We start from the raw sequence: 21513 nt of genomic DNA on the forward strand, positions 1-21513 counted from the left end.
GACCACAACAACACACCTGCCCGGCCACGACCGGGCAGGTGACACAACAGAGACATGTATGAACACTCCTCCTCGCTATCGCAGCTTCAGGTTCGGCATCGGCGGCGTTGACGTCGTGCCGGGTGCTGAGGGCATCTCCATCGTCAAGACCCGGCAGCCGCTGGGCGACTATCCTGCGCGCCTGACCGACAAGCTGATCCACTGGGCCACCGTCGATCCCGACCGCACCTACATGGCCCGCCGCGACAAGGATGGCCAATGGCGCCGCATCAGCTATGGCCAGGCCCTGCAAAGCGCACGCCGCATCGGCCAGGCGCTGCTGCAGCGCGGACTCTCGGCCGAGCGCCCGCTGCTGATCCTGTCCGAGAACGACCTCGAACACGCCATGCTGGTGCTGGGCTGCCACTATGCAGGCGTGCCTTATGCGCCGGTATCGTCGGCCTATTCGCTGCTCTCCAAGGATTACGCCAAGCTGCGCCATGCGGTGCAGTTGCTCACGCCCGGCCTGATCTTCGCCGCCCATGGCGAGAAGTTTGCCGCGGCCGTCAATGCGGTGGCACCCGATATCGAATTCGTGGTCACCGAAGCACCGCCTGCCGGACGCGAATGCACGCTGTATGCGGAACTGGAAGCCACCCGCGCAGGCGATGAAGTCGAGCGTGCCTACGCCGCCACCGGTCCGGACACCATCGTCAAGTTTCTCTTCACCTCGGGCTCGACCAAGATGCCCAAGGCGGTCGTCAACACCCAGCGCATGATGTGCAGCAACCTGCAGATGATCGTGCAGACCTTCCCCTTCCTGGCCGAAGAGCCGCCCATCCTGATCGACTGGCTGCCCTGGAACCACACTTTCGGTGCCAACCACAACGTGGGCATCGTGATCTACAACGGCGGCACCATGTACATCGACGAGGGCAAGCCCACGCCGCAAGGCCTGGCCACCACCCTGGCCAACCTGCACGAGATTTCGCCGACCGTGTATTTCAACGTGCCGGTGGGCTGGGAAGGCATCGCGCACGCGCTGGAGAAAGACCAGGCCCTGCGCGAAAAATTCTACAGTCGCCTGCGCATGCAGTTCTATGCCGGTGCCGCCCTGGCGCAACCGGTGTGGGACAAGCTGCACGCCACCGCCGAAGCCACCTGTGGCGAGCGCATCGTGATGTGTTGCGGCCTGGGCATGACCGAGACCTCACCTTCGGCGCTCTTCGTGGCCGACCTGGAAGTGCAGGCCGGGCAGATCGGCATCCCCACGCCGGGCATGGAAATCAAGCTGGTCCCCAATGGCGACAAGATCGAGATCCGCTATCGAGGCCCCAACGTTACCCCGGGTTACTGGCGCGCGCCGGAACAGACGGCCGAGGCCTTCGATGAAGAGGGCTACTTCCGCTCGGGTGATGCGGTGCGCTGGCTGGACCCGGCGCATCCGGATCGCGGCTTCATGTTCGATGGCCGTGTGGCCGAGGACTTCAAGCTCTACACCGGCACCTGGGTCAGCGTCGGTCCGCTGCGCGCGCTGATTGCGCATGAAGGTGCACCCTACCTGCAGGATGCCGTCATCACCGGCCAGGACCGCAATGAAGTGGGCATGCTGATCGTGCCCAACATCGAGCGCTGCCGCCAGCTGGCGCGCCTGCCTGCGGAGGCCTCGCGTGCCGATGTGCTCAATGCGGCACCGGTACGCGACTTCTTCCAGGGCCTGCTGGAGCGCCTGCAAACCCATGCCACCGGCAGTTCAACCCGCGTGGCGCGCGCGCTGGTCCTGATCGATCCACCGTCCTTCGACCGTGGCGAAATCACCGACAAGGGTTCGATCAATCAACGTGCGGTGCTGACTCACCGCGCCGCCCTGGTGGAAGCGCTCTACGCCGGCACCGACCCGGCCGTGCTGACCGCACAGGCCGCGCTCTCCCCCGCTCACTGAGGAAGCAACAGACATGGCACAAGCAGCGTTCTATTCCGGCTTCAAGGACATCTGGCTCGTCGGCGGCGTGCGTACGCCCATGGTGGATTACTGCACCAGTTTCAGCCAGCTCTCGCCCACCGACATGGGCATCAAGGTGGCGCGCGAAGTACTGGCCCGTACCGGCATCGCCGCCACCGACATCGGCTCGGTGGTAGCCGGCAACATGGCGCCGGGCGATGCCTACCAGTACATGCTGCCGCGTCACATCGGCCTGTATGCGGGCGTGCCGATCACTACGCCGGCCATCATGGTCCAGCGCATCTGCGGCACTGGCTTCGAACTGATCCGCCAGGCCGGTGACCAGATCGAGCGCGGCTACACCGAGACCGCGCTGATCGTGGGCAGCGAATCGATGACGCGCAATCCGATTGCCGCCTTCGGCCATCGCACCGGTTTCAAGCTGGGCGCACCGGTGGAATTCCAGGACTACATGTGGGAAGCGCTGGTCGATCCGGCCCCCGGCATCACCATGCCGCAGACCGCCGAGAACCTGGCGAAAAAATATGGCATCACCCGCGCCGAGGTCGATGAATACGCCGCGTATTCCTTCGAGCGCGCGCTCAAGGCACAGGCGGCCGGCTTCCACGCAGGCGAGATCGTTCCGGTCGTCAACGAGACCTTCCGCCTGGATGGCTACAACGATCGTCACATCAAGCTGCAGGGCAAGACCAGCGAAGCCGCCACCGACACCCATCCGCGTCCGTCGCCGGTGGAGGTGCTGGCCAAGCTGCGCACGCTCTACCCGGATGGCGTACAGACCGGTGGCAACTCCTCGGCGCTGGTCGATGCAGCGGCCGCCACCATCGTCGCCTCGGGCGATTACGTACGCCGCCATGACAAGCAGCCGCTGGCGCGCGTCGTCGCCGCCGCTGTGGCCGGGGTGCCGCCGGAGATCATGGGCATCGGCCCGGTGCCGGCCATCCGTACCCTGCTGGAACGCAATGGCCTGACGGTGGCCGACATCGGCTGCTTCGAGATCAACGAGGCGCAAGGTGCACAGATCGTGGCGGTGGAACGTGAGCTGGGGATCGACCGCGACAAGCTCAACGTCAACGGCGGTGCCATCGCCCTGGGCCATCCGCTGGCCGCGACCGGTGTGCGCCTGTCGATCACGGCCGCGCGCGAGATGAATCGCCGGGGTGCGCGCTACTGCGTGGCATCGGCCTGCATCGGCGGCGGCCAGGGCATCGCCCTGCTGCTGGAAAATCCTTCGGCCTCCCACTGATCCGCTCATTCGACAAGGACACATCTCATGCAACTGCAAGGACAAGCCGCCCTCGTGACGGGCGGCGCCTCCGGACTCGGTGCCGAGACCGCGCGCCAGCTGGTCCAGGCCGGGGCCCGCGTTTCCATCCTGGACGTCAACATGGAAGCTGCCCAGGCTTTGGCCGATGAACTGCGCTGCCACGCCGCACGCTGCGACATCACCGACAGCGCGTCGGTGACAGCAGCCCTCGATGCCGCACAGGAAGCCAACGGCGCACCACGCATCCTCATCAACTGCGCCGGCATCGGCGGTGCCAAGCGCATGGTCGGCAAAGATGGCAGCCCGATGCCGCTCGAAGATTTCAGCCGCATCGTCAACGTCAACCTGATCGGTACCTTCAATGTCATCCGTCTGACTGCCGCGCGTATGGCCGCTGCCGAGCCGCTGGCCGAGGGCGAGCGCGGCGTGATCGTGGCGACCGCCTCGGTAGCCGCCTTCGACGGACAAGTCGGGCAAGCCGGCTATGCGGCGTCCAAGGGCGGCATCACCTCCATGACCCTGCCGCTGGCACGTGATCTGGCGCAACACGGCATCCGCGTGGTGACCATTGCACCGGGGCTGTTCCTCACGCCCCTGCTCTACAAGCTGCCGGAAGAAGTGCAGCAATCGCTGGCCTCGTCCATCCCCTTCCCCAAGCGACTGGGCAAGGCCGAGGAATATGCGCAGCTGGCCTTGCATATCGCCACCAATCTTTCGCTGAACGGCGAAGTGATCCGGCTCGATGGCGCATTGCGCCTGGCACCGCGCTGAGCACCGAGGAGAACGCATGAGCAAGACCATCATTCATCCGGTGCGCGTGGAATTCGGCGATTGCGATCCGGCCGGCATCGTGTATTTCCCCAATTTCTTCCGCTGGTATGACGCGGCCTCGCGCAACTTCTTCCATGAATGCGGCGTGCCGCCCTGGCGTGATACGGAAAAGACACGCGGCATCATCGGCACGCCCGTGGTGGACATCAGTTCGCGCTTCGTGCGCCCAGCCACCTATGGCGACCGCATCGAAGTGCATTCCAGCATCGTCGAATGGAATGACAAGACCTTCGTCATGAAGCACGAGATCAAGCGCGATGGCGAACTGCTGTGCGAAGGCCGCGACGTGCGCGTCTTCGCCATTCGCCATCCGGAGGATCCGGCGCGCATCAAGGCCATCCCCATTCCGGAAGACATCAGGGAGATGTGCAGTTAAGCAATACGGCAGCAAGCGAGAGGCGGCAACAAGCCGCATCCGCCCACATCGAGCATTCGAACCATAACTACAAAGGAGACGGAGATGAAAACCAAACTGGCAATCAAGGCAGGGGTACTGGCAGCGATGCTGGCCTGTGCAGGAGCCGCCCAGGCCGAGCTGACCATCGGCGTGGTGATGTCGCTGACCGGTCCGGGCTCGGGCCTGGGCATTCCGGCCAAGAACGGCTTTGCCCTGTGGCCGGAGACCATCGGCGGCGAGAAGGTCAAGCTGATCATCCTCGACGATGCCACCGATCCCACCCAGGCCAGCAAGAATGCGCGCCGCCTGGTGGCCGAGGACAAGGTCGACCTGCTCATCGGTTCGGCCGCGGTGCCGCCCACGCTGGCCGTAGCCGACGTGGCGCTGGAATCGCAGACGGTGCAGCTGGCCATCTCCCCTATCGAGACCGCTGAAGGAAAAGACGCCTGGACCTTCCGCCTGCCGCAATCCACGGCCGTCATGGCCGGTGGCGTGGTGGAGCAGATGAAGAAGATGGGCGTGAAGACCATCGGCTTCCTCGGCTACTCCGACTCCTACGGTGAAAACTGGCTCAAGGAAGTGCAGCGCCTGGCCACCGCCGCCGGCATGAAGATGGGCACGGTGGAGCGCTTCTCGCGGGCCGACACCAGCGTGACGGCGCAAGCCCTGCGCGTGGTCAGTTCCAATCCGGATGCGGTGCTGGTGGTGGCCTCCGGCAGCGGTGCGGCCATGCCGCACAAGGCGCTCATCGAGCGCGGCTACAAGGGCAAGATCTTCCAGACCCACAGTGCCGCCTCGCGCGACCTGATCCGTCTGGGCGGCAAGGATGTGGAAGGTTCCTACGTCATCTCCGGCCCGGCCGTGGTGCCGGAGGCGCTGCCTGACAGCAATCCTTCCAAGAAACTGGCCATGGATTTCGTCACGCGCTACGAGAAGCAGTTTGGCGCAGGTACCCGCAACCTCTTCGCGGCCCATACCTATGACGCGCAGCTGGTGCTGCAGAAGGTGGTCCCGGAAGCGCTGAAGAAAGCCAAACCCGGCACCCCCGCCTTCCGCGCCGCCTTGAAGGAGGCGCTGGAAACCTCCGGCCCGATCCAGATCTCGCAGGGCACGCTGAACTACTCGGCCAAGGATCACTTCGGCCTGGGTGACGATGCGCGCATCATGCTGACCATCCAGAACGGCAACTGGAAGGCGGTCAATCCGTAATCCGCCTGTCCTGTCCGCGCGGCGGCGCGAGGTCTCCAGCTTGCGCCGCCGTTTTCCAGCCTGACGTTTTCTGCACCACACCCGAAACATGGACTCCTCCATTGCCGCCATCCTGACCCTGGATGGCCTGACCAACGGCATCGTCTATGGCTTGATCGCCATTGCCCTGGTGCTGGTCTTCACGGTCACCCGCATCCTCTTCATCCCGCAGGGAGAATTCGTCGCCTATGGCGCGCTCACCCTGGCCATGCTGCAACAAGGCCAGCGCCCCGGTCCGCTGTGGCTGCTGCTGGTGCTGGCCGTGTGCGCGGCCGGCATGCAGGCTGCGCAGCTCTTGCGCGCAGGCCAGGCTGCGCTGTTGCCGCGCACCCTGCTGGGCACGCTGGGCGTGCCGCTGGCCATTGCCGCCCTCGTCTGGTGGGCCGCGCCCCAGCAATTCGCGCTGCCGGTGCAGGTGCTGCTGACCCTGCTGCTCATTACCGCACTCGGACCGCTGATGTACCAGGTGGTCTATGAATCGATGGCCGATGCCAGCGTGCTGCAACTGCTGATCGTCTCGGTCGGCATCCACCTGGCCATGACCGGACTGGGGCTGGTGTTCTTCGGGGCCGAAGGCTTCCGTACCCCGGCCTTCTGGGATGAACGCTGGAACCTGGCAGCGCTCACCTTGAGTGCCCAGACCGTGGTGGTGGTGGTGGCCGCTGCCGCGCTGCTGGTGGCGCTGTGGCTGTTCTCCGGGCGCACGCTGTATGGCAAGGCGCTGCGCGCCACGGCGGTCAATCGCCTGGGCGCACGGCTGATGGGAATCTCCACGACGCTGGCGGGCAAGTTGTCGTTTGCCGTCGCGGCGTTTATCGGTGCTCTGTCGGGCGTATTGATCGGCCCGATGAGCACCATTTTTTATGACTCGGGTTTCCTGATCGGTTTGAAGGGTTTCGTCGCCGCCACCATCGGTGCGCTGGCGAGCTTCCCCGCCGCCGCAGGGGGCGCGCTGCTGGTGGGCCTGCTGGAATCCTTCAGCTCCTTCTGGGCCAGTGACTTCAAGGAGGTGATCGTGTTCCTGGCGCTGTTGCCGATCCTGCTGTGGCGCTCGCTGGTCACACCCGCGCATGACGAGGACGAGGAATGATGATGAGCAAACGACTCCCTCTCTACGCGCTGCTGGTCGTGCTGGCGCTGTTCCCGATCCTGCCCACGCCGCAGTTCTGGGTGATCCAGGCCAACTACATCGGCCTGTATGCGCTGGTGGCCATCGGCCTGGTGCTGCTGACCGGCATCGGCGGCATGACCTCGTTCGGGCAGGCGGCCTTCGTCGGCATGGGTGCCTACACCACCTCGTATCTGACCACCGTGCATGGCGTGTCCCCTTGGCTGACGCTGCCGATCGGCCTCTTCATCACGGGGGTCTCGGCCTATGTGCTGGGCCGCATCACGCTGCGCATGTCCGGCCACTACCTGCCGCTGGCCACCATTGCCTGGGGCATCAGCCTGTACTTCCTGTTCGGCAAGGTGGACTTCCTCGGCAAGTATGACGGCATCTCCGGCATCCCCGCGCTGCAACTGGCGGGGCTGGACCTGGCCAAGGAACGCCACCTGTATTACCTGATCTGGGCCATCGTGCTGGCCGCCGCATGGGTCTCGCTGAACCTGCTGGATTCGCGCGCGGGACGCGCCATCCGTGCCCTCAAGGGCGGCCGTTCGATGGCCGAGGCCATGGGCGTGGATACGGGGCGCTACAAGATCCTCATCTTCGTCTTTGCCGCGCTGCTGGCCTCGGTGTCGGGATGGCTCTTTGCGCACATGCAGCGCACCGTCAATCCCTCACCCTTCAGCCTGGCGATGGGCATCGAATATCTCTTCATCGTGGTGGTCGGCGGCATTGCCCATATCTGGGGTGCGCTGCTGGGCGCGGGTGTACTGAAACTGCTGTCGGACCAGTTGCAGGTGCTGCTGCCAGCACTGCTGGGCGATGGTGGCAGTTATGAAAGCATCGTCTTCGGCCTGATCCTGATCCTGTTGCTCAAATACGCACGCGGCGGCCTGTGGCCATGGGTACGCGCGCTGTGGCTGCGTGCCTTCCCGGCCGTCCCGGCACCGCTGCGCGTGGCGACCGCCGCGCCGATGGACAAGCGCAACGGTCCGGCGCGTGGTGCACCGCTGCTGGAAGTGGACCAGATCAACAAGCGCTTCGGCGGACTGGTGGCGGTCAATGACGTGTCCTTCAAGGTCAAGGCCGGTGAGATCGTCGGCCTGATCGGTCCCAATGGCGCGGGCAAGTCCACCACCTTCAATCTGGTCACGGGCCTGCTGCATGCCAGCGGCGGACGCGTCAGCTTCAACGGGCGCGACATCGCCGGCCTGCCGGCGCGTGCCATCGCACGGCTGGGCATTGCCCGCACCTTCCAGCACGTGCGCCTGCTGCCGGGCATGACGGTGCTGGAGAACGTGGCCCTGGGTGCGCACATGCGCAGCCGGCAAAGCTTCCTCAGCAATACGGTCAATGCCATGCTGCATCTGGAACGCGCCGAAGAGCAGGCGCTGCTCGATGAAGCCGCGCGCGCCCTGCATCGCGTCGGCCTGCAGCACCTCATGCATGAGCAGGCGGGCAACCTGGCGCTGGGCCAGCAACGCATCCTGGAGATCGCCCGCGCCCTGTGCTGTGATCCGCTGCTGCTGTTGCTCGATGAACCGGCCGCAGGCCTGCGCCATCTGGAAAAGCAGGCGCTCTCCAAGGTATTGCAGGAACTGCGCGCCGATGGCATGAGCATCCTGCTGGTGGAACATGACATGGAATTCGTCATGGAACTGACCGACCACATCGTGGTGATGGAATTCGGCACCAAGATTGCCGAAGGCACACCGCAAGAGATCCAGCGGCATCCCGCCGTGATCGAAGCCTACCTGGGTGGAATCGAATGAGTGAACTGGTCCTCGACGTTGCGCAACTGCGCGCAAGCTATGGCAAGGTGCAGGCGCTGCACGACATCAACCTGAAGCTGGAACGCGGCAGCATCGCCACCGTGATCGGCCCCAACGGCGCGGGCAAGTCCACACTGCTCAACGCCATCATGGGCGTGCTGCCGGCGCAGGGCACGGTGCGTTATCAAGGCAAGCCGGTGGAACGCTGGAGCCTCGAACAACGCGTGATGGCGGGCATCGCCCTGGTACCGGAGCGGCGCGAACTGTTCTCCACCATGAGCGTGGAAGACAACCTGCTGCTGGGGGGATTTCGCCGTCTGCGCTTGCGGCAGGCACAGCCGCTGGATCAGCTGGCGACCGTCTTCGAGCTGTTCCCGCGATTGAAGGAACGCCGCGCCCAGCAGGCCGGTACGCTCTCGGGCGGCGAGCGCCAGATGCTGGCCATCGGCCGCGCCATGATGGCCAAGCCGGAACTGCTGATGCTGGATGAACCCAGCCTCGGCCTGGCGCCGCGCATCGTCAAGGAAATCCTGCATATCGTTTCCGAACTGCGCACGGCCGGCATCTCGGTGCTGCTGGTGGAACAGAATGCGCGCGCGGCCTTGCAGACGGCCGACTATGGCTATGTGCTGGAACTGGGCAAGGTCACCATGCAGGGCGAGTCCGCGAAACTGGCGGGCGATCCGCAGGTGATCCAGGCCTACCTGGGATTTGGCAAGAAGGCGGAAGCCGAGGTGGTGGCGGCTTCCTGAAGCTTGACGTTTTCTGCACCACGGTATGCATAAAAGACATGATGGCCATATCTGCTTGAATTGAACCGTTCGGACTGAGTAGGCCCGCAGGGCCGTATCGAAGACACACCGCTGCCCAAAGGGTGCCACGCCTTCGATACGCGGCGTTGCCGCTACTCAGTCCGAACGGGGATCTGATGTCTTTCAAAACAATGACGATACAGAGGAGACGAACATGAAAAAGATTTTCCTGCTGCTGGCGGCCCTGACGCTGTCCTTCCAGGTGCATGCGGCCAGTGACGCCGACAACACCACGCTGGTGCCGCCGCAACCGAAGCTGGCCTTCCTGGCGCGCTTCTCGGTGGATCTGGTGGCGCCGATCTGGGAACTGGGCAAGACCTCCGACCTGGGCCGCCGCCGCATCATCCCGATCACCGGCGGCAGCTTCAAGGGACCGCTCATCAATGGCGAGATCCTCAACAACGGTGCCGACTGGCAGACCGTGACCGCCGATGGCCTGGCCATCATCGATACCCGCTACCTGCTCAAGCTCGATGACGGCGAGCTGGTCTACCTGCAAACCCGTGGCGTGCGCTACGGTCCGCCGGAAGTGATGGCCGAGGTCGCCAAGGGCAAGCCGGTCGATCCTTCGCGCTATACCTTCCGCCTGTTCATGAACTTCGAGACCTCCTCCAAGAAGTACGACTGGCTCAACCGCGCCATGGGTGTGGGCTACGCCATGCGCTTGGGCAATGCGGTGGTGTATGACGCCTACCTGCTCAATTGAGATGGACGGAGCCGATGACGATGCACTACACGCCCCCGCTGCGCGACTTCGCCTTTGTCCTCGATGAAGTGCTGCAGGCCCCGCAGGTCTTGCGGGCCTTGCCTGCGCACGCCGAGATCGATGGCGAACTGATGATGCAGGTACTGGAAGAAGCCGGACGCTTCGCCGCTGACGTGGTCGCGCCCTTGAACGGTATCGGCGATCGCGAGGGCTGCCGTCTCGAAAATGGAACGGTCACAACGCCCCCCGGATTCGAGCGCGCCTATGCGCAATTCAGCGCGGGCGGCTGGCCGGCCCTGGCCTGTGCGCCCGAGCACGGCGGCCAGGGCTTGCCGCATGTGCTGGACTGCGCGCTCCATGAAATGCTGAGCGCGGCCAATCATGGCTGGACCATGTATCCCGGCTTGCTGCACGGGGCCTATGCCTGCCTGGCGGCGCACGGCTCGCCTGAGCTGCAGGCGCGCTATCTGGAAAAGATCGCCAGCGGCCAATGGCTGGCCACCATGTGCCTGACGGAAGCGCAGGCCGGCAGCGACCTGGGGCAGTTGCGCACACGCGCCGTGCCGCAGGAGGACGGCAGCTATCGCCTCAGCGGCGACAAGATTTTCATCTCAGGGGGCGAACACGACCTGACGCCCAACATCATTCACCTGGTACTGGCCCGATTGCCGGATGCGCTGCCGGGCAGCAAGGGGCTGTCGCTGTTCCTGGCGCCGCGCGTGCTGGACGATGGCAGCCGCAACGGCGTGCACTGCACCGGCATCGAACACAAGATGGGCATTCATGGCAGCGCCACGTGCAGTCTGCATTTCGAGCAGGCGCAGGCGTGGCTGGTAGGTGAAGCGGGACGCGGACTGGCGGCGATGTTCGTGATGATGAATGCGGCGCGCCTGCATGTGGGCGCGCAGGGGCTGGGGCTGGCTGAAGCGGCCTGGCAGCGCGCCAGCGCTTATGCGCGCGAACGTCGCCAGTCGCGCGCACCGGGCTCATCCGGCAACGACCTGATCGTGCGCCATCCTGCCGTGCAGAAGCTGTTGATGGAACAGCGCTGCCGCATCGAGGGGGCGCGGCTGCTGACTTGCTGGGCCGGGCTCTTGCTGGATCTGGCCGAGCATGATGCCGATGCGGCCCAGCGCCGCCGTCATCATGAACGGCTGGAATTCATCACGCCGGTCATCAAGGCCTTCCTCACCGACCAGGGATTCCAGTGCGCCAGCCGTGCGCTGCAGGTCTTCGGCGGACACGGCTATGTGGTCGAAACCGGCATCGAACAATTCATGCGCGATGCCCGCATCACCATGATCTATGAGGGGACCAACGAAATACAGGCGATCGACTTCCTGATGCGCAAGGTGCTGGGCGATGAAGGGAGGCGGCTGGATGATTTCCTCACGCTGGTGCATGCGGACATCGAGGAGGGAACCCTGCTTGGCGATCAGGCCCGATTGCTGGCAAATGCTGTGGATAAATTAAAAGGATTCGCCCGGCGCATCGCCACGGCGGCGGTGCAATCACCCTCACTGCCCTACTACGTGGCCGATGAAATGCTGCGCCTCACCGGCCATGTGGCGCTGGGCTGGATGTGGCTGCGCGCCGGCCGCCGGGCGCTCTCGGCCATGGCCTCGGACGCGGCCTGGTACGGCGGCAAGCGGGATGCCGCGTGCTATCATTTCGCCTTTGTGTTTGCGGAAGTCCACCAGTTGTCCAGCGTGATCGAAGGCTGCCTGGCGACCGGGCTGCCGCCCCTTCCTACCGACCTGGACCACCATGCTGCCCAAGAAGCCGGCTGATTTCGATTCCGACGACGATGCAGCGCCAAGCGCGCCGCTGGACCAGCAACTGCTGCTGAGCCTGGTCGGCTACAACTGCCGCCGTGCCTACATCACCATCATGCCCTTGTTCGAAAAACGGATGGCGAAGTTCGAATTGCGGCCAGTGGATTTCACGGTGCTGAGCCTGCTGAAGGCCAATCCCAACATCAACCAGAAGCGCCTGTCCAAGGCGATCAACGTCTCCCCGCCCAACCTGGCGACCTTGCTGGACAAGCTGGAGCAGCGCGGCCTGGTAGTACGCCAGCGCAATCCGCAGGATCGCCGTTCACAGGTGCTGGCGCTCACGCCAGCGGGCATGCGCATGTGCACCAAGGCCGAACAGACCGCCATCGAGCTGGAGCTCAAAGCCACCGAGATGCTTTCGGACGGCGAACGCGCTCAGCTCATCGGCTTGTTGCAGAAGATGTTCCTGCCGCAGTAAGCGGCATTTCTGATTCCATTCTCAACGCAGGAACACCAGCTCGGCGTAGCTGGGGTTGGCGTGCGCGCGCTGGTATTGCTTGAGGTCTTCGATGACCTGGGCGCGGGTCAGGCCTTGATGTTGCTGCTGATCGGCAGCGGCGGTGCGCGTTTGCTGCGCCGGAATGCTGATGGTCGAGGCGGGCTCGGCCTTGGCCGGTTCGGCGGCATAGGCTGCCTGTGCCGAGATGGCGGCTACGGCCAGTGTGGCGGCCAGGACGCGTTGGCGTGTGAAGATCTTGTTCATGTTCTGCTCCCTGGAATGCAAGCGGATGCTGCACGATGCGTATCGCTTATGGATGCTTCATTCCCATGCAGACATTCTATTGTTTCCATTCCGATGGAAAAACCGGTGATCCGGCAATGCTCTGTTGCGGCCGCTGAAAGAATGCTTTCAGGCATCTTGCCGATTTGCCAGCACTGGTATGACAAATGATGAGTTGCACGGCTTTTACCCGCCTCCATCGGGCTTTCCCCGCGACCAGCCACCCTCAGAATTGGTAAATCTTATAAATAATTTTCAGGGAACAGGCATGAAAATCGGTACCCGTCTTGGTGGCTCCTTCCTGCTGGTCACGTTGCTGGCTTGCTTACTCATTACGGCGTCTCTGCTCACGCTGACCCGGATCGGCCAGCACTGGGGTGATTTTTCCGGCACGGTGCTGACCAAGCAGGACTACGCCACCCAGGGCTACATCAAGCTGGGCGAGGGCGTACAGAACTTCAAGAACTACGTGGTGCGCGGCAAGGACTATGACAAGCACTTCCTGGCGGATATGGATGCCATTGCCCGCCTCATGAGCGACTACCGCAAGCTGGGCGTGGACAACCCCAAGGAAGAAGAGCTGCTGCAGAAGATCAGCACGGGCGAACGCAATTACCGTGAAGCCGTGGCCAAGGCGCAGGGGATGAAGGCGGCCGGGGCCTCGGTCAACGAGATCGATGCGTCCATCAGTGGTGCAGACAAGGTTCTGGGAGCAGGTTTCGCGGGCCTGCTGGCGATTGCGCGCGAGAACGCCAATGGCACTGGCCAGGAAATCTCCGGCGCCATCCGCAACGGCGAAGTGATCGAGTTGGGCGTAGGCGCGGTGGTGGTGGTGCTGGCCGCGCTGCTGGCGCTGCTCGCCACCCGCTCGATTACGCGCCCCATCGGCGAAGCGGTGAGCATCGCCAAGACGGTGGCGGCAGGCGACCTGGGCAGCCGCATCGAGGTCACGCGCAAGGATGAGACCGGCGAGCTGCTGCAGGCCTTGAAGGACATGAACAGCAGCCTGCAGCGCGTGGTCGGCGGCGTGCGCACCGGCAGCGATACCATCGTGACGGCCTCGACCCAGATCGCTGGCGGCAACCTCGACCTGTCGGCGCGCACGGAACAACAGGCCAGTTCGCTGGAAGAGACGGCGGCAGCGATGGAACAGATCACCTCCACCGTGCGCCGCAATGCCGATCATGCGCGCCAGGCCAATGCGATGGCGGGCTCGGTGTCGGAAGTGGCCTCGCGCAGCGGGCTGGTGGTATCGGACGTGGTGAGCACCATGGAAGAGATCCAGGCTTCTGCTCGCGAGATTGCGGACATCATCAGCGTGATCGACGGCATCGCCTTCCAGACCAATATCCTCGCGCTCAATGCGGCGGTGGAAGCGGCGCGTGCCGGCGAGCAGGGGCGCGGCTTTGCGGTGGTAGCGTCGGAAGTGCGCAGCCTGGCCCAGCGTTCGGCGACGGCGGCCAAGGAGATCAAGGATCTGATCGGCAACTCGGTGGAGAAAGTGGAAGCGGGCAGCCAGCTGGTCAGGAATGCCGGCGCGACCATCGAGGAACTGGTGGTGAGCGTGCGCAGCGTGACGCAGATCATGAGCGAGATCTCGGCCGCCAGCGGCGAACAGGAAGCCGGGATCGAACAGGTCAACCAGGCCATTGCCCAGATGGATACGGTGACGCAGCAGAATGCGGCGCTGGTGGAAGAAGCCGCGGCGGCCACCGAGGCGCTCAAGGAACAGGCGCGCAGGCTGGCGGAGTCGGTGAGCGTGTTTCGGTTGGGGGTGGGGAGGATGGCTTGAAGGGAGAAAGATGCACCGTGCAACTATCGATGGTGACCTGGCACGGGTTCGCTTTCAGGCGCTTGAAGGCAATCAATCCGACCTCCGCGCTGCTCAATCCATGATGCTGTGCCACATCGCGCCCAGCTCCTCATACTTCTTCATGACGTGGCGCTGGGCGGCGTCATAGATACGCTGTGCCTCGTCAGCTTCGCGCTTGATCTCGGCCATGGTTTTCTTTTTCAATGCGCTGGCCTGGTCTCTTGCCGCCTCGGCAGCAGCCTGCAATTTCTTCCTGGCCGCTTCAGCCTGTTCCTGGATCTCCCGCTTGGCCGCTTGCGCCTTATCCTCAACCTCGCGTTTGGCACGCGCGGCGGCATCCTCGACGGCATGGTAACCGCTGACAATGCGATCGCGGGCGCGATCATAGGTACGGACGGTGTAATCCTTGATGTCACGCGCGTCTTCAGCCATGTCCGCAGCACGCTCCCCCACCTTGCGCTCGACCAGTTCCCCGATCTTGCGCGTGGCTGAGTCGCCCTCGCCCTGCAGAAACACCTGACGGAAGCGGGCATAGCCACCGGTGATGAAAATCGGTTCGTGCTTGCCCGCCACCCGGAAGCCGGCGCGGGAATCATGGATATAGTCATCGAAGAGCGTTACCGACGCGGCCGGCGGCACCGGGCCTGCGCACATGATGTCGTAGAATTTTTTCTCTTCCGCAGTCAGGCGCTCCTTGGCCGCATCCGTCAGGACGCCCGCCAGCGGCGAAACACGGCGCACATACTTCCGGGCCATCTGCCCCATGCGCTGATCCAGATCCAGATTGCCACGCTCACGCCAGTCACGGATCATTTTCCCGAGTTCGACATCGGCCTCCAGCAGATCCTTCTTGTCGGAGGTCCCGGCATCCCGATAGAAGCGCTTGCTCAACAGCAAGCCGCCCTTCCCCTCATGCAGAGATCCTCTCCACCGAAGATACTGACGGGTATGGGCCTGCGTAAATTCGCGAATGCTGCCGGCCTTGATGCCGTTACCTGCCAGCCAGTCGTTGTAGGCCTTGACCAGGCGCGCATCGGTGGCGAAGCCCCGGGCGCTGGCAGGATCTTTGATTTGACCGCGGCCACCAGCTTGTCGATGATCTGCTTGTAGATGTCGGCGCGACGCATCTGCTCCGGTGCGTTCAGCAGATAGCCGGGGACATTCCACTGTCCGACTTTCATGTCCACCGTCGCTGCATAGGCGTTGCCACCCGCCAGCATGGAAGAACTCATGAAGTTGACGAGTTCGCGTCGTTGCCCGTTACCGCTGAAGAGACCGCTTCCTGTCAGATAGTTGTGGATTGCATCAAGCAGATAAGTGACGCCCCAATTGATACGGTCAGCGCCCATGAAGCCAAATGCGTTCCCGCCGATATCCGTTCCCAACTTGCTGGCATCGCCGATCTCTGCAAACGGGGTTCCGACGCCTTGCATGTAGATCTTGTAAAAGCCGTTGCTGGTATCACCGATGTAAGCGTCATAGAGGCGCGCGACATTGCTGTGCTTGTTGCGCTCTCGCTGCGTCTTGGTCTGCTTGTCTTCGACCCACTTGTCGTTATTGCCGGTGCCATCGAAGAACAAACCGACGAATACCTGTCCCTTGCACGCGGTGCTACCTGGCGCACGCAAACAGGCCAGTGCCTTGGCACGCTGCGAAGCCTCCCTGGCGGAGAATTTGCGTTTGCCATCCGATGGCACGGCCTTTCCTGTGTACAGCATGCTCATGATCAGTTTCCTTGGACTAGCTGGTCGCGGGCTTCATTTGGGCCTCTTCGCCCTTGAGGGGATAGTCGGGATGCCATGGGGCCAAATTCGTCACGAAGACCTTGACCTGCCCGCTCCGAAGAAAATGCACCGCAAAGTGACCGGCATTCTCCGGTGTGTATTGCGGGACCGGCACAGTCCAGGACGGCTCCTGCTTTTCTCCGGCACTGTTGTAAGTGCGGACATGGATGGTGGCCATGAGACCCGGCTTCCAGTCATGCGGCACACTGATGCAGCAAACTGCACCGCCACCTGATCCGGCAGCAATATAACCGCCACCAGAACGCATCCCGGGGATGACGGTGACATCAAAGTCTTCAATTCCGTGAGCGGTATGGTTGAAGGCCTGCATATCCATCGCCTCTGTACGTTCCGGCGGCTCTCCGCATCCATTGAGAAGAAGCAGCAGAGCAAGGAACATGGGGCGTACAAAAGAGCCCACGGGCATTCTGAAAAGATATTTCATTTAAATTATTTATCAATATCCAAGTAATTCACGGCTCATGCAAAAGACGTTCGCAGTCAATCTTCATCGAGCCCGCGCATCCGCAGCGTTCTCCCACAACGGCTGCCCGCTATCGTACACACGTTGCGGAAGCCCGATGAGAGCATCGCTGAATGCATCCGAGGAAGCCGGCGGATGCGCCATCACCTGCTTGAACTCGGGCTGTTCGAGACCCTTGCCCGAGGTGTACAAGGCCAGCAGCACGTAGGCGGTCTGGCGATCGATATCCTTCAGGCCTGCAGAAACCGCCCGCTTCTGGTATTGCGCGACGAAGCGTTCCAGTTTTTTCGGTTCCACCAATGCCGTTTCATCGGGAATGACGAACTTAAGATGGGCCACCAGGGCCTTCAGATCGTCATTGGTCTGGGCATGCGCGCGCGGGCAGGACATGGCGAGCAGGAACACCATTCCCAGTACCAGTGCCCACTGCGGAAAAAAAATCTTCTTCTGCCAGTGCTCATGCGACATGCTCATTCTCCCAAAGAGGTGGCCCTGCTTCCCAGACTTCCTCAGGCATGGCCTGCAAGGCATCGAAATAGCCTGTCAGGGAAGCAGGCGGATTCTGCATCAAAGCCGTCGCGGCCGGATGCTCAACGCCAGCGCCGCTGGTGTAGAGCGCCAGCAATACGTACTGCGTCTGCCGATCGATATCATCCAGGCCAGCTTCACGCGCACGCTGCTGATAGGCGGCGACGAATTCCACCAGCGTATTGGCATAGCCGAGCTTGCGGGCCTGGGCGATCACGGCATCGAGATCGGCACGCTCACTCACGGCCACTGAATCAGGCTGGAAACTGCCCTGGACGGTTTGTTGCAGGGACTGCCATGCTGCCAGGCATTCTTCCAGCAGCGACGGCTGCAGGCCGAACAATTCGGCCTGCCCTTCCTGTGCATCCCTGGGTAAATTATTTACGCCTGCACTCACCACCGACAATACGGCGTATTCAGGTGCTTTGCCGGACGCTGCAGACAAGCCCAGCGGCCCCTGCATCAGCGTGAAGCGGGTGCCCGGACGCAGCGTGCGCACCGTGCTGCGTGCCTGCCACAGTTTGTTGCGAGCCTCGCTGGCTTCCAGGTGCAACTCGGCGTAGCGATCTGCCTCCGCCGCGTTGCGGCCGGTGGCAACCTCGACTTGTCGGCGCGCATGGTGCAATATGCCAGTTCGCTGGAAGAGACGGCGGCGGCGATGGGACAGATCACCTCCACCGTGCGCCGTAATGCCGATCACGCACGCGAGGCCAATGCGATGGCGGCTTCGGTGTCGGATGTGGTGAGCACCATGGAAGAGATCCAGGCCTCGGCGCGCGAGATTGCGGACATCATCAGCGTGATCGATGGCATCGCCTTCCAGACCAACATTCTCGCGCTCAATGCGGTGGTGGAAGCCGCGCGTGCAGGTGAAAAGGGACGCGGCTTTGCGGTGGTGCATCGGAAGTGCTCAGCCTGGCCCAGCGATCAGGGTAAGGAACGCAGCTTGACCGAAGCCGCAATCTCTCGGGCCAGTTTGAAAAACTCATCCTTTCCGATCGGTTTCATACCGCGCTTCTCAGCGTTCTTGGCGTCGCGGATCACGTACAGCATCAGTTCGGGCTTCTGATTTCCGGCGTTTGGATCGCCGTCAGTGACAACCAGATATCCATAGTCTTCTGTTACTTTGTCCTTGCGAATCATGCTTACCATGGACTCCACACCTTTCTGCCCGGCAAACTCAATCGTGTTGTGACGGCGCAAGGTCAGCAGATTCTTGATCGAATCATAGCTTCGGTAGTCCTGGGTCCAGAAGAAATTGGACTTGTAGACTGCCGTCAGTTTCGCGGGGTCTTGTGATGGGTAAGGACGTCTGGCGCTGGTATCTTCCAGCAACACGGTGACGTCGGGATGGCTCTTCAGGCGATACGTGGTGGCAATTGAATGGCCATAAATCTCGGCACCATCAATGGGAATGAACACATGAGGCATGCAAAGTCCGGGAGCTGACGGCTCGGTGAAATTATCACGCATTTCGACCGCGTTGATCAGTTTGTTCATGAATTGAACGAACTCGGGAATACGGTCATCGGGCGAATTCAAGCCCCAACTTACCGCATGAAGGCCCATGCTTTTGGCAGCATAAAGGAATTTAAAACGCCGCATTCCAAGCCCATCCTCCGCATGGAGCTTGTACTCCTCGTACTCGGCTTCCGGCGCATCTGCATTCAACTTCCTGTAGCCTTCAGCATCCTCCTTAAGTCGCATTCTGGTTTTACGTATATCGGACAAGAAACGCCTGTTCTCGTCGGCAGACAGACGGCGCGTCACTTCCATCGTTCCTGCATATTCATACTTGCTATATGCTGCAACTTGGCCATCTTCAAATTCACTATACAGCGTACGTCTTGCCTGAAACAGCTGCTCGAATGCGGTCGCCGCAACATCGGCCTTTTCCGGCAAGGAAATTTCCAGATGGCCAACGCAATCCCTGCTCCACGGAGTTTCATCAGAAGCGAGGGCGGCCCCATGACACATCATGAAGACCGTCACACTTAAAACAGAAAACAGGCAAAGTCGCATAGAAAACCTGAAAGAGCCTGCGCGAGGCAGGCGGCCTCCAAAGGCGATCAATTGGAGATCGAGTCTGGTCAATCCACGATGCTGTGCCACATCGCGCCTAGCTCCTCATACTTCTTCATGACGTGGCGCTGGGCGGCGTCATAGATACGCTGTGCCTCGTCGGCTTCGCGCTTGATCTCGGCCATGGTTTTCTTTTTCAATGCGCTGGCCTGGTCTCTCGCCGCCTCGGCAGCAGCCTGCAATTTCTTCCTGGCCGCTTCAGCCTGTTCCTGAATCTCCCGCTTGGCAGCTTGCGCCTTGTCCTCAACTTCGCGTTTGGCGCGCACGGCCGCATCCTCGACGGCATGGTAACCGCTGACGATGCGATCGCGGGCGCGATCATAGGTACGCACCGTGTAATCCTTGATGTCACGCGCGTCTTCAGCCATATCCGCAGCACGTTCTCCCACCTTGCGCTCGACCAGTTCCCCGATCTTGCGCGTGGCTGAGTCGCCCTCGCCCTGCAGAAATACCTGACGGAAGCGGGCATAGCCACCGGTGATGAAAATCGGTTCGTGCTTGCCCGCCACCCGGAAGCCGGCGCGGGAATCATGGATATAGTCATCGAAGAGCGTTACCGACGCGGCCGGCGGCACCGGGCCTGCGCACATGATGTCGTAGAATTTTTTCTCTTCCGCAGTCAGGCGCTCCTTGGCCGCATCCGTCAGGACGCCCGCCAGCGGCGAGACCCGGCGCACATACTTCCGGGCCATCTGCCCCATGCGCTGATCCAGATCCAGATTGCCACGCTCACGCCAGTCACGGATCATTTTCCCAAGTTCGACATCGGCCTCCAGCAGATCCTTCTTGTCGGAGGTCCCGGCATCCCGATAGAAGCGCTTGCTCAACAGCAAGCCGCCCTTCCCCTCATGCAGAGATCCTCTCCACCGAAGATACTGACGGGTATGGGCCTGCGTAAATTCGCGAATGCTGCCGGCCTTGATGCCGTTACCTGCCAGCCAGTCGTTGTAGGCCTTGACCAAACGCGCGTCAGTGGCAAAACCCTTGGCGCTGGCAGAATCTTTCGCCAGCTCGGCCAAGGTCAGGAGCGGTACACCGCCCTTGAGTGCGGCAAAGTGCATGTCAATAAGGGGAATCTGCGAAAGCTGCGGTGACAAGCCCCAGTCAGGCATGGATTTGCCCTGCTCTCCCGGCAGATAGCCGCCACCCACGTCAGAGTGCATGCCGGGATAGCCGACATTCTTCCACCCTGTAGAGGACTCCAGCGGAAAACTGGCGCGTTGTTCGTGCAGCGCCACGAAATGCGCGCACTCTTCAACCGCCGGCAGAATGGATTGGGTATTGTGCGCCCAAGCCATGTGGCCGAAGGTGATCGGCGTTACATCTCCGATGCCGACCGAGGCGACCGTATCGAAGATACCGAGGAAACCGATGCGAATTGGCACACCGGCGATTTCGAAAGCGCCGCCGGAAGGCGTAAAGAGTTCGTGCAGCCAATGCGTGAACGCGCGAGCCTCAGCAGCTCCGCGGGAAAAACCGAATACCGAAACGTTGATCTGCACGATCTTGCGCTGGCTGGATTTGACAGCGGCCGTCAGCTTGTCGATGAACTGTTTGTAGATGTCGGCGCGGCGCATCTGCTCCGGTGCGTTCAGCAAATAGCCGGGCACGTTCCACTGTCCGACTTTCATGTCCGCCGTCGCTGCATAGGCGTTACCCCCCGCCAGCATGGAAGAACTCATGAAGTTGACGAGTTGGCGTCGTTGCACAAGGTCACCAAAAAGACCCGTTCCTGTCAGATATGTGTAGACGGCATCGAGCAGAAAGGTGATGCCCCAATTGATGCGATCCGCTCCCATGAAGCCAAACGCATTTCCGCCGATGTCGGTTCCCAATTTGCTGTTGTCACCAATCTCTGCAAAAGGTGTTCCCACACCCTGCATGTAAGATTTGAAGAATCCATTTTTGGGCTCATCGAGATAGGCATCGTACAGTCGCGCGACATTGCTGTGCTTGTTCCGCTGCCGCTGTGTCGCCGTCTGTTTTTCCTCTACCCACTTGTCATTGTTGCCGGTTCCGTCAAAGAACATGCCGACGAAGACCTGTCCTTTGCATTCAGTACTTCCCCGGGAACGCAGGCAAGCCAGAGCCTTGGCGCGCTGGCTTGCCTCCCTGGCAGAAAATTTTCGACGCCCATCGCTCGGTACCGCACGGCCCGTGTAAAGCATACTCATGCTCAGACT

General features: G+C 62.2%; 20 protein-coding genes and 1 pseudogene. 13 read left to right on the plus strand and 8 right to left on the minus strand.

Going from position 1 to position 21513, the window contains the following annotated elements:
• Positions 1-58: 58 nt before the first annotated feature.
• From ACWFUC_RS00605 to ACWFUC_RS00655, 11 genes are all read left to right on the plus strand, one after another.
• The gene (locus ACWFUC_RS00605) at positions 59-1921 is read left to right on the plus strand and encodes a feruloyl-CoA synthase (RefSeq protein ID WP_121045757.1); all 1863 of its coding nucleotides are present in this window, start codon (positions 59-61) and stop codon (positions 1919-1921) included.
• 13 nt (positions 1922-1934) lie between these two features.
• Positions 1935-3188, plus strand: a complete 1254-nt coding sequence (locus tag ACWFUC_RS00610; RefSeq protein WP_489623820.1) for a thiolase family protein — start codon at positions 1935-1937, stop codon at positions 3186-3188.
• A 27-nt stretch (positions 3189-3215) separates the two neighbouring features.
• Positions 3216-3980 (plus strand): SDR family NAD(P)-dependent oxidoreductase, encoded by a 765-nt coding sequence (locus tag ACWFUC_RS00615; RefSeq protein WP_034333388.1) that lies wholly within the window; start codon positions 3216-3218, stop codon positions 3978-3980.
• Between the two features lie 16 nt (positions 3981-3996).
• Positions 3997-4416: an acyl-CoA thioesterase gene (locus ACWFUC_RS00620; protein ID WP_489623821.1), complete on the plus strand. Its 420-nt coding sequence runs from the start codon at positions 3997-3999 to the stop codon at positions 4414-4416.
• An 84-nt stretch (positions 4417-4500) separates the two neighbouring features.
• Complete coding sequence (locus tag ACWFUC_RS00625; protein ID WP_121045754.1) at positions 4501-5646, plus strand: ABC transporter substrate-binding protein; 1146 nt, start codon at positions 4501-4503, stop codon at positions 5644-5646.
• An 88-nt stretch (positions 5647-5734) separates the two neighbouring features.
• Positions 5735-6775, plus strand: a complete 1041-nt coding sequence (locus ACWFUC_RS00630; RefSeq protein ID WP_034334616.1) for a branched-chain amino acid ABC transporter permease — start codon at positions 5735-5737, stop codon at positions 6773-6775.
• A complete protein-coding gene (locus tag ACWFUC_RS00635) occupies positions 6772-8565 on the plus strand; it encodes a branched-chain amino acid ABC transporter ATP-binding protein/permease (protein WP_489623822.1) in 1794 nt (597 codons plus the stop codon). The genes ACWFUC_RS00630 and ACWFUC_RS00635 overlap by 4 nt, the downstream gene beginning before the upstream one ends.
• Positions 8562-9317 (plus strand): ABC transporter ATP-binding protein, encoded by a 756-nt coding sequence (locus ACWFUC_RS00640; RefSeq protein WP_121045751.1) that lies wholly within the window; start codon positions 8562-8564, stop codon positions 9315-9317. The genes ACWFUC_RS00635 and ACWFUC_RS00640 overlap by 4 nt, the downstream gene beginning before the upstream one ends.
• Before the next feature lie 214 nt (positions 9318-9531).
• Positions 9532-10083: a DUF3237 domain-containing protein gene (locus tag ACWFUC_RS00645; protein ID WP_134134490.1), complete on the plus strand. Its 552-nt coding sequence runs from the start codon at positions 9532-9534 to the stop codon at positions 10081-10083.
• Between the two features lie 14 nt (positions 10084-10097).
• Positions 10098-11873 (plus strand): acyl-CoA dehydrogenase, encoded by a 1776-nt coding sequence (locus ACWFUC_RS00650; RefSeq protein WP_489623823.1) that lies wholly within the window; start codon positions 10098-10100, stop codon positions 11871-11873.
• Entirely contained in the window at positions 11851-12336 is a 486-nt protein-coding gene (locus ACWFUC_RS00655; protein WP_034334628.1) for a MarR family winged helix-turn-helix transcriptional regulator, read from the plus strand. Before ACWFUC_RS00650 ends, ACWFUC_RS00655 begins: the two co-directional genes overlap by 23 nt.
• A 21-nt stretch (positions 12337-12357) precedes the next feature.
• Here the strand turns inward: ACWFUC_RS00655 and ACWFUC_RS00660 are convergent, their stop codons facing one another.
• Positions 12358-12621, minus strand: coding sequence for a DUF4148 domain-containing protein (locus tag ACWFUC_RS00660; protein ID WP_204727124.1), 264 nt, complete (start codon positions 12619-12621; stop codon positions 12358-12360).
• 286 nt (positions 12622-12907) lie between these two features.
• On the opposite strand from ACWFUC_RS00660, the gene ACWFUC_RS00665 reads away from it, so the two are divergent.
• Entirely contained in the window at positions 12908-14431 is a 1524-nt protein-coding gene (locus ACWFUC_RS00665) for a methyl-accepting chemotaxis protein (RefSeq protein WP_489623824.1), read from the plus strand.
• 93 nt (positions 14432-14524) lie between these two features.
• Here the strand turns inward: ACWFUC_RS00665 and ACWFUC_RS00670 are convergent, their stop codons facing one another.
• The 5 genes from ACWFUC_RS00670 to ACWFUC_RS00690 form a co-directional block, all read right to left on the minus strand.
• Positions 14525-15349 carry a hypothetical protein gene (locus ACWFUC_RS00670; protein ID WP_489623825.1) on the minus strand — a complete coding sequence of 275 codons (825 nt, stop codon included), beginning with the start codon at positions 15347-15349 and terminating at the stop codon, positions 14525-14527.
• Positions 15340-16176 carry a hypothetical protein gene (locus ACWFUC_RS00675; RefSeq protein WP_489623826.1) on the minus strand — a complete coding sequence of 279 codons (837 nt, stop codon included), beginning with the start codon at positions 16174-16176 and terminating at the stop codon, positions 15340-15342. The genes ACWFUC_RS00670 and ACWFUC_RS00675 overlap by 10 nt, the downstream gene beginning before the upstream one ends.
• Positions 16177-16192: 16 nt before the next feature.
• On the minus strand, positions 16193-16681 hold the full coding sequence (locus tag ACWFUC_RS00680) for a DUF3304 domain-containing protein (protein ID WP_489623827.1): 489 nt from the start codon (positions 16679-16681) through the stop codon (positions 16193-16195).
• A 63-nt stretch (positions 16682-16744) separates the two neighbouring features.
• On the minus strand, positions 16745-17128 hold the full coding sequence (locus ACWFUC_RS00685) for a hypothetical protein (protein WP_489623828.1): 384 nt from the start codon (positions 17126-17128) through the stop codon (positions 16745-16747).
• 49 nt (positions 17129-17177) lie between these two features.
• Positions 17178-17948 carry a contractile injection system protein, VgrG/Pvc8 family gene (locus ACWFUC_RS00690; RefSeq protein ID WP_489623829.1) on the minus strand — a complete coding sequence of 257 codons (771 nt, stop codon included), beginning with the start codon at positions 17946-17948 and terminating at the stop codon, positions 17178-17180.
• On the opposite strand from ACWFUC_RS00690, the pseudogene ACWFUC_RS00695 reads away from it, so the two are divergent.
• Positions 17835-18178, plus strand: a pseudogene (locus tag ACWFUC_RS00695) (methyl-accepting chemotaxis protein); the annotation flags it as partial. The gene ACWFUC_RS00690 and the pseudogene ACWFUC_RS00695 overlap by 114 nt on opposite strands.
• On the opposite strand, the gene ACWFUC_RS00700 reads toward ACWFUC_RS00695, so the two are convergent.
• Both ACWFUC_RS00700 and ACWFUC_RS00705 read right to left on the minus strand, forming a co-directional pair.
• Entirely contained in the window at positions 18176-19270 is a 1095-nt protein-coding gene (locus ACWFUC_RS00700; protein ID WP_489625583.1) for a T6SS immunity protein Tli4 family protein, read from the minus strand. The pseudogene ACWFUC_RS00695 and the gene ACWFUC_RS00700 overlap by 3 nt on opposite strands.
• Positions 19271-19338: 68 nt before the next feature.
• Entirely contained in the window at positions 19339-21504 is a 2166-nt protein-coding gene (locus tag ACWFUC_RS00705; protein ID WP_489637420.1) for a T6SS phospholipase effector Tle1-like catalytic domain-containing protein, read from the minus strand.
• Positions 21505-21513 lie beyond the last annotated feature (9 nt).

The organism is Herbaspirillum sp. Her4 (assembly GCF_057961335.1).